The sequence below is a fragment of the Kaistella polysaccharea genome (assembly GCF_020410745.1).
Taxonomy (GTDB): Bacteria; Bacteroidota; Bacteroidia; order Flavobacteriales; family Weeksellaceae; genus Kaistella; species Kaistella polysaccharea.
The window spans coordinates 955,130-971,228 of the sequence record NZ_CP084528.1; the positions used below are offsets into that span (position 1 = coordinate 955,130).

Below are 16,099 nucleotides of genomic sequence, written 5' to 3' on the forward strand. Positions count from 1 at the left end.
TATTATGGCAGACCGAATTAAAACCTTCTCAGAATTCTACGAATTCTACCTTTCCGAACATCAAAAAATGTGGACACGCATTTTTCATTTTGCAGGAACGCTTCTTATATTTCTGGTTATATTTTATGTATTTCAATCGGGTAAAGAGCGATTTCTCTGGTACATCCCAATCGTTGGATATGGAATGGCCTGGATCAGTCATGCCGTATTTGAAAAGAACAGGCCAGCAACCTTTAAATATCCTCTCTGGAGTTTCGTTTCAGATTTTAAAATATTTTTTGAACTTCTGATTGGTAAACAAAAATTTAAATCATAGTAAATGCCCGACTTTAATCGGGCTTTTTCATTTCACTTGATCAGTATGCAAATATAATCCTGCCAGCGCTTGGTAGACTACTTCTTCGATATTATATCAATTTTTGATGTTTCTGTAACTAATTTATTTCCTTTTAACATACTATACTTCCGAAAATAAAAAAAGCCAACTTCGAAAAGTTGGCTTTAGATTTACTGATAAAGGTAATTTACTTGATATGTTCCATTTGCTGTGTTGCAGCCATAGAAACCATTAAATCATTTAATAAAGTACTTGCAGAATTCGGTGAATTTGGCAATAAAACCAAACTGCTCTTATTGGTTGCACCAATTGCCTGAAGCGTATCATAATGCTGAGTTACAACGATTAATGCAGATGCCTCCTGTGCATTAATATTGGCTTCGTTCAACATTTTTACAGATTCTACCAAACCAGCTGCGATTTCTCTTCGTTGATCGGCAATACCTTGTCCCTGTAATTTTTTAGATTCTGCTTCTGCTTTCGCTACGGCTACAATTCTAATTTTTTGTGCTTCAGATTCGTACTCAGCGGCAGTTTTTTCCCGTTCTGCAGCATTAATTCTGTTCATGGCATGTTTTACCTGCTCATCAGGATCGATATCGGTTACCAGGGCTTTGATGATATCGTAACCATAACTTTGCATCGCTTCCTGCAGTTCTCCTTTTACAGCTATTGCTACGTCATCTTTTCTTACAAATACATCGTCCAGTTTTAACTTCGGAACTTCTGCACGAACAACGTCAAAAACATAAGAAGTAATCTGGTTTTCTGGATTTTCTAATCGGTAAAAAGAATCTGCAACTTGTGAAGCGATAACTTGGTATTGTACGGAAACTTTCATTCTAATGAATACGTTATCTAAAGTTTTAGTGTCGATAATTACATCCAACTGCTGAATTCTCAGGTTCATGCGTTTTGCAACCTGATCGAGAAACGGAATTTTTAAATGTAAACCCGATTGGCGTACAATATGAAATTTTCCTAAACGCTCTACTATAGCTGCTGTTGCTTGCTTTACCGTAAAAAAGGAGGCAAATAAAACAACAAGGGCGATGAAGATAATAATTCCTAAATAAGTCATTTCTATTTTTTTAATGGTTTATTAAAATCGTTTTGATTTTGGATAAAGATAATTAAAATTTACCTCATTTACATGGTCATTCCGATATCAATTCCCTTAATTTTTCGGTATAAATCGGTTGCAAAATTATCTGTCATTCCGGAAACAAAATCAAGCGCGCCCAAAACTTTTTGGTAGTCGGTACCATTCTCATATTGAAATTGTAGAGGCAAAAGTTTCAATGCCATTTTATCATACGATTTACGTTTAGATTTCTCCGTTAAAATTGGGGGAATAAAATGATTCAGCAATTCATACATCACATTATAGCCCGCATTTTCAATTTCGATTACCGCTTTGTGGCCGTAGATTTTTTGAATAGAGAAACTTTCAATTTCCTGAAGCGATGAGTTTTCATTCTTGAAAATATCCAGCAAAGCTTCGTCTAAACTTCCGTTTAAAATATCTTGGAATCGGTCTTTATAAATCTCGATGGATTTATTAATGAGTGCGTTGATCACTTTCGCCCGTAAATAAGAAATGCGCTCGTTGGCGTTTGTCAAAATAGACAATTTATCTTCAACCCTTCTGGTATTTCCATTTTCAGATTTAATCAGATCGAAAAATAAATTTTCGCAATCCGAAGTCGATACAATTCCCAGACGGTGCGCATCCTCCATATCGATAATGTTGTAGCAAATGTCGTCAGCCGCTTCAACCAGCCAGACGAAGGGATGTCTCTTAAAAATGGTAGGTTCCTCACTTTCCTGGATCAGGTGTACTGCTTCAGCAATTTTCAAAAAAGTTTCTTTTTCGTTTTGGAAAAAACCGAACTTCTTGCGGTGAAGTTCACCTTTCTTCTTCGCAACCGCTTCACAAGGATATTTCGCAATGCTCGCTAATGTGGCATATGTTAATTGTGTTCCTCCCTCATCTTTTCCCGTTTGCTGATGGGTTAAAACACGGATAGCATTTGCATTTCCCTCAAAATTAACCAAATCTGCCCATTCTTTTTCATTGAATTTAGATTTTAAATCTTTTTCATTTTTGTCGAAATAACTAGCAATCGCATCTTCGCCGGAATGTCCGAAAGCTGGATTTCCTACGTCGTGACAAAGACAGGCTGCCGCAATGACATTCTGCAAATTGTGCTGATAGAAATTTTGCGCATTTTCATCCAATTCTTTTTGGAAATTATTAAAGATGAAATCACCCACCGAACTGCCCATACTTCTACCAACCGACGCAACTTCTAAGGAATGAGTCAGGCGGTTGTGCACAAAAACACTACCTGGAAGTGGAAAAACCTGCGTTTTATTTTGCAGTCTCCGAAATGAGGCAGAAAAAATAATGCGGTCGAAGTCACGTTGAAAATCCGTGCGGGAAGCTATCGTTGCAGAGTGGTTTCCAGTGCGCTGATGCGTGTACAGTCTGTTTAAAATCATAATGGTATCCCAAAAATAAGTCTTAAATTTAAGTAATAAAAAGTTTTTAGAATGAAAGTTTATTATTTAGTCTTCGCAATGCTGCTTATCGGTTGTAACGATAAATCCAAAACCGATCAAAAAATTACCAAAACTACGGAAGACCAATGTTTTATTCTCAACGAAGGAATTAATTTTGATGAAAGGGTGAAACCTGCAGCTGTACCTACGAAAGAAGATATTCTTAAAACAATGCCTGCTCATATCAAGATCACGTCGCTGCCAGAATTTACATCTTTCAACTACGATCAGAAAAATACCGAAGAACTTCAGGCGAAAGAAAAAACTTATTTCGCGAGTACTGAATATCAAAATAAGTATAAAGAGATCATCCAGGTTTTACCAGACTTTCAGTTTCTTTCTGAACAGGAAAACTACACTTTGGCCAAAAATAAATATGGACTTTGGATCATTGAAAAAATAAATGAAGAATACAAACCTTATTTTTTAGGCTTAACCCAAAATATCTATCTTCCCGAAGTATACGGAAAAGACCAGAAATTTATTGCTGAAAATCAGTTTGTAATGAAGGGAAGTGTCGTAGATATTCAGCGATTATCTCGAGTGCCCATGTTGCCAAAATATGAAGTCATCAAAGACGGTGTACAATTCACCATTAATTTAGACGAGGTGAGAAAAGATACCGATCAAGATGGTTTTAATGATTTATTTGAAAACTTTATCGGTCTAAATCCAGATTTAGCGGACACGGATGGCGACGGAATTTCAGACTTTGAAGATTCAAATCCACGCTATAAAACAGGAAGTGAAAGTTTTACTTCGATGTATGAAACGTTGGTGGATCATGGCTCTGGGCAAACATCGTATTCTTTCGTGGAAATTTTAACAGATTGTCCTTACTTTCAGGAAATTAACACAAACAATATAAAAGTTTTGGTCTACAATACAGAAGAAAAAATTCCTTTGAAAGATGATGTGCTCGATCACTTCTTCCCGAAAAAGTACAGTAAAATGAAGAAATATAAAAATTATGACGATGTATATTTTACAGATTTTTCAGATGAAACGGGTGACGGAACTATTTCAGCACAAATGAAAAATGGCAAATGGCAATTTGATAAAAAATATACCGTGACTTTTGGAATGTAAAATATTTGATAGAACGTAATTAATTAACAGTGACAGAAATAAAAAAAATTCCCGAACATTTGTTCAGGAATTTTTTTAAGAATAAATGTACTATAGGTTACATATAACTTTCAATTGGTGCACAGGTACAAATCAAATTACGATCACCATACGCTTCGTCAACCCGGGAAACCGACGCGAAGAATTTGTGCTCGCGAACCCAATCTAGAGGATAGGCAGCTTTCTCGCGACTGTAAGGTTTATCCCAAGAATCAGAAATTACGATCTGCTCTGTATGCGGTGCGTTTTTCAACACATTATTGGTCATATCTTCATTCCCTTCTACAATCTCATCAATTTCTCTTTTAATGGAAATCAGCGCTTCTGCAAAACGGTCTAACTCAGCTTTACTTTCAGATTCTGTAGGTTCGATCATCAACGTTCCAGCCACAGGAAAACTCACTGTTGGCGCGTGATAACCGTAATCCATCAATCGTTTGGCGACATCAGCAACTTCAATTCCAAACGCTTTAAACTGGCGGAAATCTACAATACACTCATGCGCAACCCGACCTTTTCGGTTGGAATAAAGAATTGGAAAATGCTCCCCCAAAACTTCTTTTATATAATTGGCATTAAGAATCGCATATTCGGTTGCTTTTTTCAGACCGTCGGTACCCAACATTTTGATGTATGCATAGGAAATATTCAGGACCAAAGAAGAACCGTACGGTGCGCCAGAAATTGCATCAATAGACGCGCTACCACCTGTTTTAATATTTGGATTGCTCGGTAAAAACTTAACCAAATGTTCGGCAACGCAAATCGGGCCAACTCCAGGACCACCACCACCATGTGGAATCGCAAATGTTTTATGTAAATTTAAATGGCATACATCGGCGCCGATATTTCCGGGCGAAGTATAACCCACCTGCGCATTCATATTCGCGCCATCCATATAAATTTGGCCACCATGTTGGTGAATCAAATCTGTAATTTCCTTAATATTATCATCAAAAAAACCATAAGTTGACGGATAGGTAATCATTACCGCTGACAAATTATCACTGTGTTGTTCAGCTTTTGCTTTTAAATCATCAAAATCAATTTCTCCATTTTCAAGATTTTTTACGACAACCACTTTCATACCTGCAATCACCGCGGAGGCTGGATTTGTGCCATGCGCGGACTGCGGAATCAAAACAATGTTTCGATGACTTTCACCACGTGATTTATGATATTCCCGAATAACCATTAATCCTGCATATTCTCCTTGTGCTCCTGAGTTAGGCTGCAAAGAAGTTCCTGCAAACCCGGTAATTTCTGCTAAATCTTTCTCTAATTCTGCAATTAATATTTGGTAACCTCCAGCTTGATCTATTGGCACAAATGGATGTACACTTCCCCATTCTGCCCAAGAAAGAGGAAGCATTTGCGTTGCAGCGTTCAGTTTCATGGTACAAGATCCCAAGGAGATCATAGATTGCGTCAGGGAAAGATCCTTTTTTTCCAAACGCTTAATATAACGCATGAGTTCCGTTTCTGTGTGATATTTATTGAATACTTCTTCCTGCAAAATTGCATCAGTTCTTAAAAATTCTTCTGGAATCTGAACCTCTTCTTTAAAACTTAATTTAAAACTTTGAGATCCTAAAAAGTCTGAGAAAGCATCAAATAAGTATTGAACTTTAGAAGCTGTGGAAGTTTCATTTAAAGAAACACTTACAATTCCATCTGAAAAATAATTAAGGTTGATTTTTCTATCGAGCATCAAACGCATTAATTTTGCTTTTTCGGCTTCCTCCATTCTGAATTTTACGGTATCAAAAATAGGTTCATCTACGATGTCATATCCTAAAGTTTTTAAACCATTATGTAACGCAACTGCTTTAAAATGAATCTGTTCGGCAATAAAATTCAATCCGTTCGGACCGTGATAAACAGCATACATTCCTGCCATTACGGCTAGTAAAACTTGCGCTGTGCAAATATTGGAAGTTGCCTTTTCTCTTTTAATGTGTTGTTCACGCGTTTGCAAGGCCATTCGCAAAGCACGTTTTCCATATGCATCTTGGGAAACACCGATGATACGACCTGGAAGATCTCTTTTATATTCCTCTTTACAAGCGAAAAATGCTGCGTGAGGACCGCCATATCCCATTGGAATTCCAAAACGTTGTGTAGTTCCGACCGCACAATCTGCACCCATATCTGCGGGTGATTTCAGTTTTACCAACGCCATTGGATCACAAGCTACAACCACCTGCAATTCTAAATTTTTGTATGAATGAATCACTTCCGAATAATCGATGATAATTCCATTTTTTCCGGGATATTGCAGAATAGCTCCAAAATAGGACTCATCGAGCTTTTCAGTTTCGTAATTTCCTACCACAACTTCAATCCCTAAACCTTCTGCTTTCGTTTTTAATACGGCAACAGTTTGAGGAAATACAAGGTCAGATACAAAAAATTTCTGTGCGCTTCCTTTTTTCTGGGTTTTTGTTCTGCTTTCAAAGAACATGTGCATGGCTTCAGCTGCAGCAGTAGATTCATCAAGAAGCGAAGCATTTGCTAATTTAAATCCTGTTAAATCACAAACCACGGTCTGGAAATTTAACAAAGCTTCCAAACGACCTTGTGCAATTTCTGCCTGATAAGGAGTGTATGCGGTGTACCAAGATGGATTTTCGAGAATATTACGTTGGATGACACTTGGTAATATGGTATTGTTATAACCAAAACCGATATAATTGTCAAACATTAAATTTTTTGCGGCCAATTCTTTGGAGTGCGCCAACATCTCGTATTCCGACAACGCCTCGGAAATTGAAAGATCTTCTTGCAAGCGAATATTATCCGGAATCGTCTGACCAATGAGTTCGTCCATATCTGCAACGCCAATACGGTCTAGCATTGCCTGCTGATCAGCTTTGTTCATGGAGATGTGCCGGTTTACAAATTGTGTAGTGTTCATATATTTTTACTAGATTTTTCTGAAATAAAGGTTTGTAAAAATACGAATATTTGAGCAACATGCCAATTGATAATTCTCAGGTTCTGCGAATTTCTAATTTTAATTATTATTTTGAATTAGTCTAAATAAGTTTTATATTTGCATCATGAACGGTCAAATTATTCCCTTTAAAATCGCTCCTCTACTATCGATAGGTGGTAGAAAGGAAGAATTAATGTGTGGTAAGAAAAACTGCTGCAAAAAATTTAAGAAAGGAAAACGCTGTAAAAAATGCCCTGGTAGACTTAAAATGGTCTAGAGATTTTCGGTTCTCCTATTTTGATTTCTTAATTCTGCAACATTGCAGCTAGTGCAATTGCCAGAAATAAGAGGAGTAAAATAATTCTTACTGCGCGCGACATTCCTTGCGGATTAAGTCGCGTTTCTTTTTCAGGTTTGAATAAATTTTCAACATCACTTCGAAACTCCTCACTTTTATTTTCAAAGATTTCAGTAATCGTAATACCCTGAACAATAGTTTTATTTAACAGTGAATTGGTGACATGCAACAAAAGCTGAAACTGACCATTTTTAAATTCCGTGATTCGAATGACTTTCTCTCCATATCCTTTCTCTAAACCGAATGGCAATACTTTAACAATATCAGCATTTTGTGTCTGCCAACTGATGATAATTTCTTCCCCTTTTTGAATGCGTACTTTATTAGTGGAAAATGATTTAATAACGGGTGGCAAATTGGGTCTGTAACTTCTCTGTTGATGTCCCAAATTATCGTCATAAATCCTCCGCTTTTCTTTATCATTCAGCATTTCGTAGGCTTCCTGAATCTCCCGAAAGCGGTTTTCAAAAAAGTCATCGCCCGGATTTTTATCAGGATGATATTTTAAAGATAATTTACGGTAGGCTTTTTTGATGTCTTCTTCAGAGGCATTCTCTTCCACACCGAGAAAATAATAATAATTCTTCATTCAGTTTTTTAAGGCTGAGCCGCATTTAATATGCGTACGCAAAAATAGAACTTTTATATTTTTTTGGCGGATGATTCAACTTTATTTTAAAGCGAGGGCAAATAAATACCGAAAAACCAGGTCCAGACAATGAGTATGATCTGCATGGGCAAACGCTCTTTGTAAAGATAATCCATTCCGGGACCGCTAAAGTCACCTTTAAATAAATTTACATTTTTTCGGGAAGAATTGATATTTGCAAAAAATACAAGAATTAAAAAAATAATTAAAAGAATTGCAGTCGTCACGCGCCAGGCTGGAAAGAGCAAACCAATTCCTGCGGCGATTTCAAGAATGCCTGTAAGATATACCAAAAACATTTTTACGGGAAAGATATCTGGAATCATGAGCGCCATTCCTTTCTGATATTTAAAATGCGCCAATCCCGTGAAAATTATAAAAACAGCAAGTGCTAAATTTCCGGAGAAGAGAAAATTCCAATTTCCTTCAATAATTTTAGTAATACCTAAACTTAGAACGAAAGTAACTGCGATGATGGAAAGTAGTTTCATCTAACTTTCCGCAATTTTTTTCAAAAGCTCAAAACCTTTGTTGAAACCTGTATTCATTGCGTCCTGAAATACTTCGTTGGCATGAATGATTGCACGCAATTCTGTAGTATTTTCGTCTATAGCTCGCAAAAAATATTTTTCTTCTGCACCGCTCCACTGCTTTACATCACGACTTTCGGTATCTTCAATACCATTTTTTACAATTCCTAAATGACTGAAAATGACCTCATTCGGTTCATCCAAACTTACAATAGTGGAAACCATACCTTCGCCATTTTCATCTGTGAAATAAGTTTTCCCACCCACTTTCCAGTCCGATTTCATTTGCGAACCTGATTGAAAAAATTGAGTCCACTGCGGATAGGTTTCTTCATTCCAGAGGAGATTCCAGACTTCCTGAATTGGTGAATTAATGTGTATTTCGTAGTCTAAAGTTTCCATAGGTTTTATATATTAGAGAATCAATAATTAATATTTTGAAAGCAAATTTTCCGCTTTGAAATAACTTTAATAATGATCGGTTAAGAATCGTACGCTTTTTCTAAATCTGCAATGATAATTTTCTGCATTGTCATCATGGTTTTCATTACGTTCACTCCTCTCATTTGATCATCACCATTCATTAATTCCAAGAGTTTTTTCGGCACAATCTGCCAACTCACGCCAAACTTATCTTTTAACCAGCCACACATCGATTCTCTGCCGCCATCTGCAGTTAGAGAATTCCAATAATGATCGGTTTCCTGCTGATTATCGGTCATAACGACAATTGAAATTCCTTCACTAAAGTCAAAATCGTGATCGTGCGAATTGTCCATACAATACATCGTATACCCATCTATCTCAAAATCTGCGTGCTGCACATTTTCGGGAATTTCGTGGGTTTCAGTTCCGACATTGTCGCCATATTTTAAGACACCACCAATTTTAGAATTCGGGAAAATTCCCGTGTATAAATTCATGGCCTCCAAAGCTTTTCCGTTGTTCTGATGGATGAACATCAGCGTAGGAATAAGCCGTTGTTCACCAATATTTTCACTTAAATAAAGCTGCCAGGTTACGCCAAACTGATCTCGAACCCAACCATATAATTTTGACCATGCATATTCACCAAGATCCATTAATACCGATCCGTCGGCACTCAGTTTTTTCCAATAGCCTTGCAGTTCGTCTGCAGTCTCACACAAAACAGTAAAAGAAATGGAAGCATTTTTTTCGAACTGCGGTCCTGCATCAAGCAACATGAGTTTCTGACCAAATAATTCAATATTAAGTACCATTTGGGAATCGACAGTAATTTTACCACCGAAGGTTTCACAGTAGAAATCTGCTGCGGCCTTTCCGTCTTCATTGAACCAAAGACAGGGAAATATATGATTTGTCATTCTTTAAAAATATCTAGCGAAGTGAGAAATAAATATTAATGATTCTCTACGTACTTATGAAAACGATCTAAAATGGCGTACCACCCAACACGCTGCATTTCCCTTGAATACTGAACTTCCGGTTCGAAGACTTCAATAATCTCTGTTGTATTTTCATCAATTTTACGGAAGAAAACTTCGATTTTTCTACCATCATCAAGTTGACTGCGAACGTACTCCAACTCTTTAATTTCTTCAATAATTCCCGAAAAATTATAGCCGAAGGTTTTGTCTTTATATTCTAACCGATAATCAAATCGACCACCTTCATGAAAATCGATCTCCGCTTTCGGGCAATGCCAATTTGTTGTGGTGTAATTCCACTTCACAATGTGCTTGGGCTGATAAAAAAAATCCCAGACTTTCTGTATAGGTTTTAAAATGGTAATATTAATAGTAATGGGCTCCATATAGCTTATTTTCCATAAAAATACGGAATAATTTCCAAACGACTTAAGCGAAACAGAAATTAAGGTTAATCGTTTTCTACGTACTTATGAAAACGATCCAGAATCGCATACCAACCTTCCGTTTGCATCTGGCGGGGCTGCGAAGGATCCGGTTCAAAAATTTCGGTGACCTTCGTTGTACTAGCATCCAATTCTTCGAAAATAACTTCAACCTTTCGGTTATCATCTAAATGATATTTAATTTTTTTCTCCGGAACAACCTCCTCATAAGTTCCCTTATAATCAAAACCAAACGCTCCGTCGGCTTGCTCCATGCGGTAATTAAAATGGCCGCCCACGCGTAAATCGTTTTCAGCTGTGGGACAAGACCAGTCTTCGGTCGCAAAATTCCAGTTGGTAATATGCGAGGGTTCTGTGAAAAATTCCCAAACCTTGGAAACAGGTTTTAAAATGGTTATTTCAATAGTGATCGGTTCCATATTTTGTGTTTATTTGTTTTTTAATTTAATTGATACCTACTTTTAAGCTTTTTAAATTTTTACCATTAAACTGTTTTAATGATAATTTTTATACATTTCTAAAAAAGCGAAAGCTGAATTGCCTTTTGACCGTTCGGTTTTTCGGCATCACCAAAAACTGTTTTTCCGCCATATTTCCAGGAATTTGCCCGATCCTCTTCGATGACTTCATTAATATCAAAATTGGGTTCAAAATTCTCCTCAGCTTTTGCCATCATGCGATGTAATTTCTCCACTGATTTCAGCTGGTCAGCATTACCGAGTTTCGATTTTTCAATCCCTTTCTGTAAAATAGAAATCGTTTCATCGTAAACCTTCAGCGGCACTGAAAAAGGATGACCGTCTTTTCCACCGTGCGCAAAGGAAAAGCGTGCTGGATCTTTAAAACGTGAAGGCGCACCATGAATCACTTCACTCACCAAAGCCAAACTTTGCAATGTTCTGGGCCCAACTCCTTTCATCAACAATAATTGTTCGAAATTTTCCGGTGGTGTTTCTCTCGTCATATACAATAAAGCGCCTAATCGCTTCAAGTCGACGTCAGAAGCTTGGACATCGTGATGTGCGGGTAAAATCAGTCGCGCAAAATCCGACATTATTTTTTCAGAATTGGTGTGCGAAATTTCCAGAATACCGGAGCGATTTTCTTTCGCATCTTGGGCAGTGAGATTCAAAATTTGTCCGCGGTTCATTCCTTCGATTCCCGTGTGCGGCTCCTCAATAAATGATTTTAAATTTTCTGAATGCCAGTGATAGCGGCGTGCGGTTTTATCTTTTACATTCATTCCCTGCTGAATCACGGCCCATTTACCTTCATCCGTCAGCATGAAATTATGAGTGTATAATTGGTAACCATCTTGCATCGCGGTATTATCAACTTTCGCGGAGAGTTTACTGGCGCGGATTAATTCAACGCCGTTCAAACCGGTACTTTCAGATATTTTCTGGAGCTCAGTCGGCGTTTGCAATGATGATTTCCCTTTGCCACCCGCAATGTAAATTCCAAGTGATTTTGCATTTGGATTAATGGCTCTTTTCAAAGCTCCCATGACAGAAGTGGTGACACCGGAAGAATGCCAATCCATTCCCATGACGGCGCCGAAACATTGAAACCAAAAAGGATCACTCATTCTTCGGATGACCTCATCTTTACCATAATCACTGAGCAAAACTTCAACGACCGACAAGCCAAGTGTAGACATGCGCTCATAAAGCCATTGTGGAACATAGCCGTAGTGAAGTGGTAAATCTGCTGATCCTGACCGTTTCATTTTACGAATTTCCTTAAATCAAATTTTGAGATTAGACAAAAAACCTCATCAGGAAAATCTCCCTGACAAGGTTAAAACTTATTTTTCTACTGTTTATTTTAGAGCATTTAATGCTGCTTCATAATTTGGTTCTTGCGCAATTTCTGGAACTTGTTCAGTATAAATTACTTTTCCAGCCTCATCTGTTACGATAACTGCTCTGCTCAAAAGTCCCTGCATTGGTGAATCTTCCATTTTTACGCCATAATCATCGCCAAATGATCCGCGGAAATCTGATAAACTCTCTACATTATCCAAGCCTTCTGCGGCGCAAAAACGACTTAAGGCAAATGGTAAATCTTTAGAAACATTGATCACTACAGTATTTTCTAGTTCTGCAGCTTTTTCATTGAATTTTCTGGCGGCCGCAGCACAAACCGCAGTATCAATACTTGGGAAAATGTTGAAGATCTTTCTTGTGGAAGCGTAATCTTCGTTAGTTTTCTCCTTTAATTGACTATTGATTAATTTGAAGTTTTTAATGGTACTTCCTACTTCGGGTAAGTTTCCAACGGTATGCACAGGGCTGTCGTGTAATGTAATATCTGCCATAATTTTAATAATTTAATTAACTCAAATTTACTGAATCTTTAATCAAATGAGGAATTATGAAAGTTAAATAATTCTTAATTCAACTGTATTGAAAATTATTTTAGATGATATTTTAAAAAAAGCCGCTTCAAAATTTGGATGAAATTCTGGCAGAAAACTGCAGAGTAAGTCACAAAAAAATTCCGTTCAGAAGATCTTTTTAAAAAATTTCTGAATGGAATTCTGTAATAGAAAAAGTGGTTTTTAACAACAAGACGGGCCACAACATTCGTCTCGTTTTTCGCCATAAACAGTAATACTGAAAATGATATTTTTGGTGGAATTGTAAACTTCGATTTCTGGTTCGGTCAGATAGTTTTTTAAAATATCATTAGGAATAATAATCGGTTTTTCTTTCTGAATCGTAATATTTTTGAAACCGGAATTTTTAATAATATCCAGATAATCATATTTCCGAATAGCACTCGCCACGCAACCCGCGTACATTTCCGCCGCATTTTTAATTTTCTCCGGAAGGTCACCCGTCAGAACAATATCTGAAATACTGAAATGTCCGCCCACTTTCAAAATTCGGTGAACTTCACTGAACGCTTTTGGTTTGTCGGGAACCAAATTCATGACACAATTGCTCACCACAACATCCGCAATATTGCTCATGGTCGGAATATTTTCAATGTCGCCTAAACGGAATTCTACATTATTATAATTGAGCTTATCTGCATTGTTTCTGGCTTTGTCAATCATCGCCGGTGTAAAATCAATGCCGATTACTTTTCCGGTTTCGCCCGTTTCATGTCTTGCAACAAAACAGTCATTTCCAGCGCCACTTCCCAAATCGACCACGGTATTTCCGGGTTTTATTTTTGCAAATTCGGTAGGTAGGCCGCAGCCTAACTTTAAATCTGCATCTGCGTTATATCCTTCTAAATGATTGTATTCATCACTCATTACGTTATACACTTCGGTACTGCAACCGCCACTTTCGCAGCATGATGAGGCGTTGGTTTCCTGGTCTTGTAAAGCAATTTCACTGTATTTTTGCTTTACCATTTCTTTGATTTCTTCGTTGGTAGTCATGGGTTAGAAGTTAGAGGTTAGAGGTTGGAAGTTAGAAGTCTGAAGTTGGAAGTTGGAAGTCTGAAGTTGGAAGTCTGGAGATGGAAGTCTGAAGTTGGAGTTTTGAGTTCATTGATAGTTGATACAATTAGCAACAAGTGTTTCGCTCGGTTAGTTGGGTGGAAATCTGTTGAAAATAAAGCTGGAGTTTTTCGATGGTTTTTTCATCGATGCAGTAACACACCGAATTTCCGTCGATATTACCTTTGATGATTCCTGCATTCTTCATCTCTTTTAAATGTTGAGAAACGGTAGGTTGCGCCAAAGGAAGTTCTGCCACAATATCCCCACAAATACATTCATTCACTTTTAAAAGATGTTCTAAAATTGCAATTCTGGCCGGATGACCCAAAGCTTTTGCAATGATTGCAATTTCATTTTGTGCTTCGGAAAAGTGCTCAGTTTTAGTCGCTCCCATGTTGTAATTTGTATATTGCAATATTACGATTAAAACTTTAATAATTTAAATAATTCTGATAAAAATTTGAAATTAACTCAAACAAAAAACAGCATCCTTTCGAATGCTGTTCTATATCTTACAAAAATTATATTTTATCCGTGAGTATCAATTTCCTCGTCAACCACTTCTTTCTTTTTTCCAAAGAAAAATTTCAAAAGAATAGGCAATGTAGTCATCAACACAATAATAATGATAATCATTTCCAGGTGTGATTTTAAATCAATCCCAAACTGATTCATAAACAACGCGTCTAAATAGTGTCCCGCAAATATTAGGGAAAAAGACCACAAAACTGCACCAATCACATTATCGATCAAAAAACGGGTTTTATCCATTTTCACAATTCCTGCAACGATGGGCGTAAATGTTCTTACGATAGGTAAAAATCTTGCCATAATCACAGCTAAAGCACCATGTTCCTCGAAAAAATCATGCGCCTGAAAAAGGTATTTCTTCTTGAAAAGGAAGGTATCTTCTTTTTTGTATAGTGCAGGACCGGCTTTCACTCCGAACCAATAGCCGACTTCGTTGCCGATAATGGCTGCAATAGAAACAGCAGTTGCCAAAATGGTGGTATCTAAAAAATCGCTTCCTGTAGAACCGAAAGTTTCTTTAATAATATCGACGGCGTAAATCCCAGACACAAAAAGCAAACTGTCGCCTGGAAGAAAAAACCCAACAAACAAGCCTGTTTCAGCGAATATAATAAACAAAATGAGCCAAAAACCGCCCATCTTTATATAAAATTCAGGATTTAATAAATCCTTCCAACTTTCAAAATTTTCCATGTATTTTCTAAAAAAAACAAAAATACTTTATTAAAATCGGTAATGAAAATTATTTAAGATCATTTAACAATATTTAATTTGAATTCTTTTGCAAAGTGGCAATACGCTCATCTTTTCCGCTGTGATTCCACCCGGGAGCTTTGAAAATATAATTTAGTTTCGCTCGAAAATTAGGAGCTGATTTCACATCTTTTATTAAATTCCCAAATTCATCGAACACGATGTGAAAAACATTGTGCGTATGAATATTGTGCAGAATTCCGTACTCTTCAATTTTTTCATTTTCAGCTTTGTACGTTCCAAAAAGATGATCCCAAATCATCAATATTCCAGCATAATTTTTGTCTAAATCTTCAATTTTTCTAGAATGATGAACGCGGTGATTGGACGGCGAATTGAAAACTTTATCGAACCAACCAAGTTTTCCGATTGCGTTGGTATGCGGCCAAAACTGAAAAATTAAATTAAATTGATGCATCATCGCAATCATAATCGGGTGAAAACCCACCAAAATAAGCGGAATATACCAGATATCGCGGTATATAATTTCAAACCAACCTTGTCGCAAAGCAATGGCAAAACTGAGGTGCGTCGCAGAATGGTGATTCACATGTCCTGTCCAAAGAAGCCGAATTTTATGGCTCAAACGATGGTGCCAATAAAACCCAAAATCCTGAACTATTAAAACCAAAAGCCATAACCACCAATGTTCCAGGTGCCATTTTAAAGTGAAAAATTCTGAAAAATTCTCAATTCCAAAAATATCGGTTAACCGTAAATGATTGTAAATCCAGAAAAAGTAAGACAGCGAAATGGCTTTCATCCCAAAATCCAAAAATACTGCGCCCACACCCAATCCAACACTGGAAAGTTCATCTTTTACCAATTTCTTGGTAAATAATTTTTGAGGAATTTGATATAAAAATGTTTCACCCAAAATCAAAAGTATAAATCCAGGAACAAAATAAGTAACCGGATCTGTAAAGTCTAACGGACTAAACAAACCAAGATTATTAAAAAATTGAGTGATTGTCTCTTTCAAAATGGGAATATTA

Annotated in this window: 17 protein-coding genes; 2 read left to right on the forward strand and 15 right to left on the reverse strand. The window is 36.9% G+C overall.

Annotation, left to right across the window (positions count from 1 at the left end):
• The first annotated feature begins 4 nt into the window (after positions 1 to 4).
• Positions 5 to 316: an Mpo1-like protein gene (locus LC814_RS04275; RefSeq protein ID WP_226065122.1), complete on the forward strand. Its 312-nt coding sequence runs from the start codon at positions 5 to 7 to the stop codon at positions 314 to 316.
• Between the two features lie 208 nt (positions 317 to 524).
• On the opposite strand, the gene LC814_RS04280 is transcribed toward LC814_RS04275, so the two are convergent.
• Together LC814_RS04280 and dgt are read right to left on the reverse strand one after the other, a co-directional pair.
• Positions 525 to 1,418, reverse strand: a complete 894-nt coding sequence (locus LC814_RS04280; protein WP_226065123.1) for an SPFH domain-containing protein — start codon at positions 1,416 to 1,418, stop codon at positions 525 to 527.
• A 68-nt stretch (positions 1,419 to 1,486) separates the two neighbouring features.
• A complete protein-coding gene (dgt, locus tag LC814_RS04285) occupies positions 1,487 to 2,842 on the reverse strand; it encodes a dGTP triphosphohydrolase (protein WP_226065124.1) in 1,356 nt (451 codons plus the stop codon).
• Positions 2,843 to 2,893: 51 nt separating this feature from the next.
• Here dgt and LC814_RS04290 point away from each other — a divergent pair, with 51 nt between their 5' ends.
• Positions 2,894 to 3,991 (forward strand): hypothetical protein, encoded by a 1,098-nt coding sequence (locus LC814_RS04290; RefSeq protein ID WP_226065125.1) that lies wholly within the window; start codon positions 2,894 to 2,896, stop codon positions 3,989 to 3,991.
• 97 nt (positions 3,992 to 4,088) lie between these two features.
• Here LC814_RS04290 and gcvP read toward each other — a convergent pair whose 3' ends face one another.
• The 13 genes from gcvP to LC814_RS04355 form a co-directional block, all read right to left on the reverse strand.
• Entirely contained in the window at positions 4,089 to 6,947 is a 2,859-nt protein-coding gene (gene gcvP, locus LC814_RS04295) for an aminomethyl-transferring glycine dehydrogenase (protein WP_226065126.1), read from the reverse strand.
• A gap of 326 nt (positions 6,948 to 7,273) precedes the next feature.
• The gene (locus LC814_RS04300; protein ID WP_226065127.1) at positions 7,274 to 7,915 is read right to left on the reverse strand and encodes a DnaJ domain-containing protein; all 642 of its coding nucleotides are present in this window, start codon (positions 7,913 to 7,915) and stop codon (positions 7,274 to 7,276) included.
• A gap of 86 nt (positions 7,916 to 8,001) precedes the next feature.
• On the reverse strand, positions 8,002 to 8,466 hold the full coding sequence (locus LC814_RS04305; RefSeq protein ID WP_226065128.1) for a DoxX family protein: 465 nt from the start codon (positions 8,464 to 8,466) through the stop codon (positions 8,002 to 8,004).
• Entirely contained in the window at positions 8,467 to 8,907 is a 441-nt protein-coding gene (locus LC814_RS04310) for an SRPBCC family protein (RefSeq protein WP_226065129.1), read from the reverse strand.
• Positions 8,908 to 8,987: 80 nt separating this feature from the next.
• Positions 8,988 to 9,851 (reverse strand): VOC family protein, encoded by an 864-nt coding sequence (locus tag LC814_RS04315; RefSeq protein WP_226065130.1) that lies wholly within the window; start codon positions 9,849 to 9,851, stop codon positions 8,988 to 8,990.
• A 35-nt stretch (positions 9,852 to 9,886) separates the two neighbouring features.
• Positions 9,887 to 10,300, reverse strand: a complete 414-nt coding sequence (locus LC814_RS04320; RefSeq protein WP_226065131.1) for an SRPBCC domain-containing protein — start codon at positions 10,298 to 10,300, stop codon at positions 9,887 to 9,889.
• Positions 10,301 to 10,365: 65 nt separating this feature from the next.
• A complete protein-coding gene (locus LC814_RS04325) occupies positions 10,366 to 10,779 on the reverse strand; it encodes an SRPBCC domain-containing protein (protein ID WP_226065132.1) in 414 nt (137 codons plus the stop codon).
• Positions 10,780 to 10,877: 98 nt separating this feature from the next.
• The gene (locus LC814_RS04330) at positions 10,878 to 12,089 is read right to left on the reverse strand and encodes a DUF763 domain-containing protein (protein ID WP_226065134.1); all 1,212 of its coding nucleotides are present in this window, start codon (positions 12,087 to 12,089) and stop codon (positions 10,878 to 10,880) included.
• Between the two features lie 93 nt (positions 12,090 to 12,182).
• A complete protein-coding gene (gene tpx / locus LC814_RS04335) occupies positions 12,183 to 12,680 on the reverse strand; it encodes a thiol peroxidase (RefSeq protein WP_226065136.1) in 498 nt (165 codons plus the stop codon).
• Between the two features lie 243 nt (positions 12,681 to 12,923).
• Positions 12,924 to 13,757 (reverse strand): arsenite methyltransferase, encoded by an 834-nt coding sequence (locus tag LC814_RS04340; protein ID WP_226065138.1) that lies wholly within the window; start codon positions 13,755 to 13,757, stop codon positions 12,924 to 12,926.
• 127 nt (positions 13,758 to 13,884) lie between these two features.
• Entirely contained in the window at positions 13,885 to 14,214 is a 330-nt protein-coding gene (locus tag LC814_RS04345; protein ID WP_226065140.1) for an ArsR/SmtB family transcription factor, read from the reverse strand.
• A 134-nt stretch (positions 14,215 to 14,348) separates the two neighbouring features.
• Positions 14,349 to 15,044 (reverse strand): DedA family protein, encoded by a 696-nt coding sequence (locus LC814_RS04350; protein ID WP_226065142.1) that lies wholly within the window; start codon positions 15,042 to 15,044, stop codon positions 14,349 to 14,351.
• Positions 15,045 to 15,117: 73 nt separating this feature from the next.
• Positions 15,118 to 16,086, reverse strand: a complete 969-nt coding sequence (locus LC814_RS04355; RefSeq protein ID WP_226065144.1) for a sterol desaturase family protein — start codon at positions 16,084 to 16,086, stop codon at positions 15,118 to 15,120.
• Positions 16,087 to 16,099: the final 13 nt, after the last annotated feature.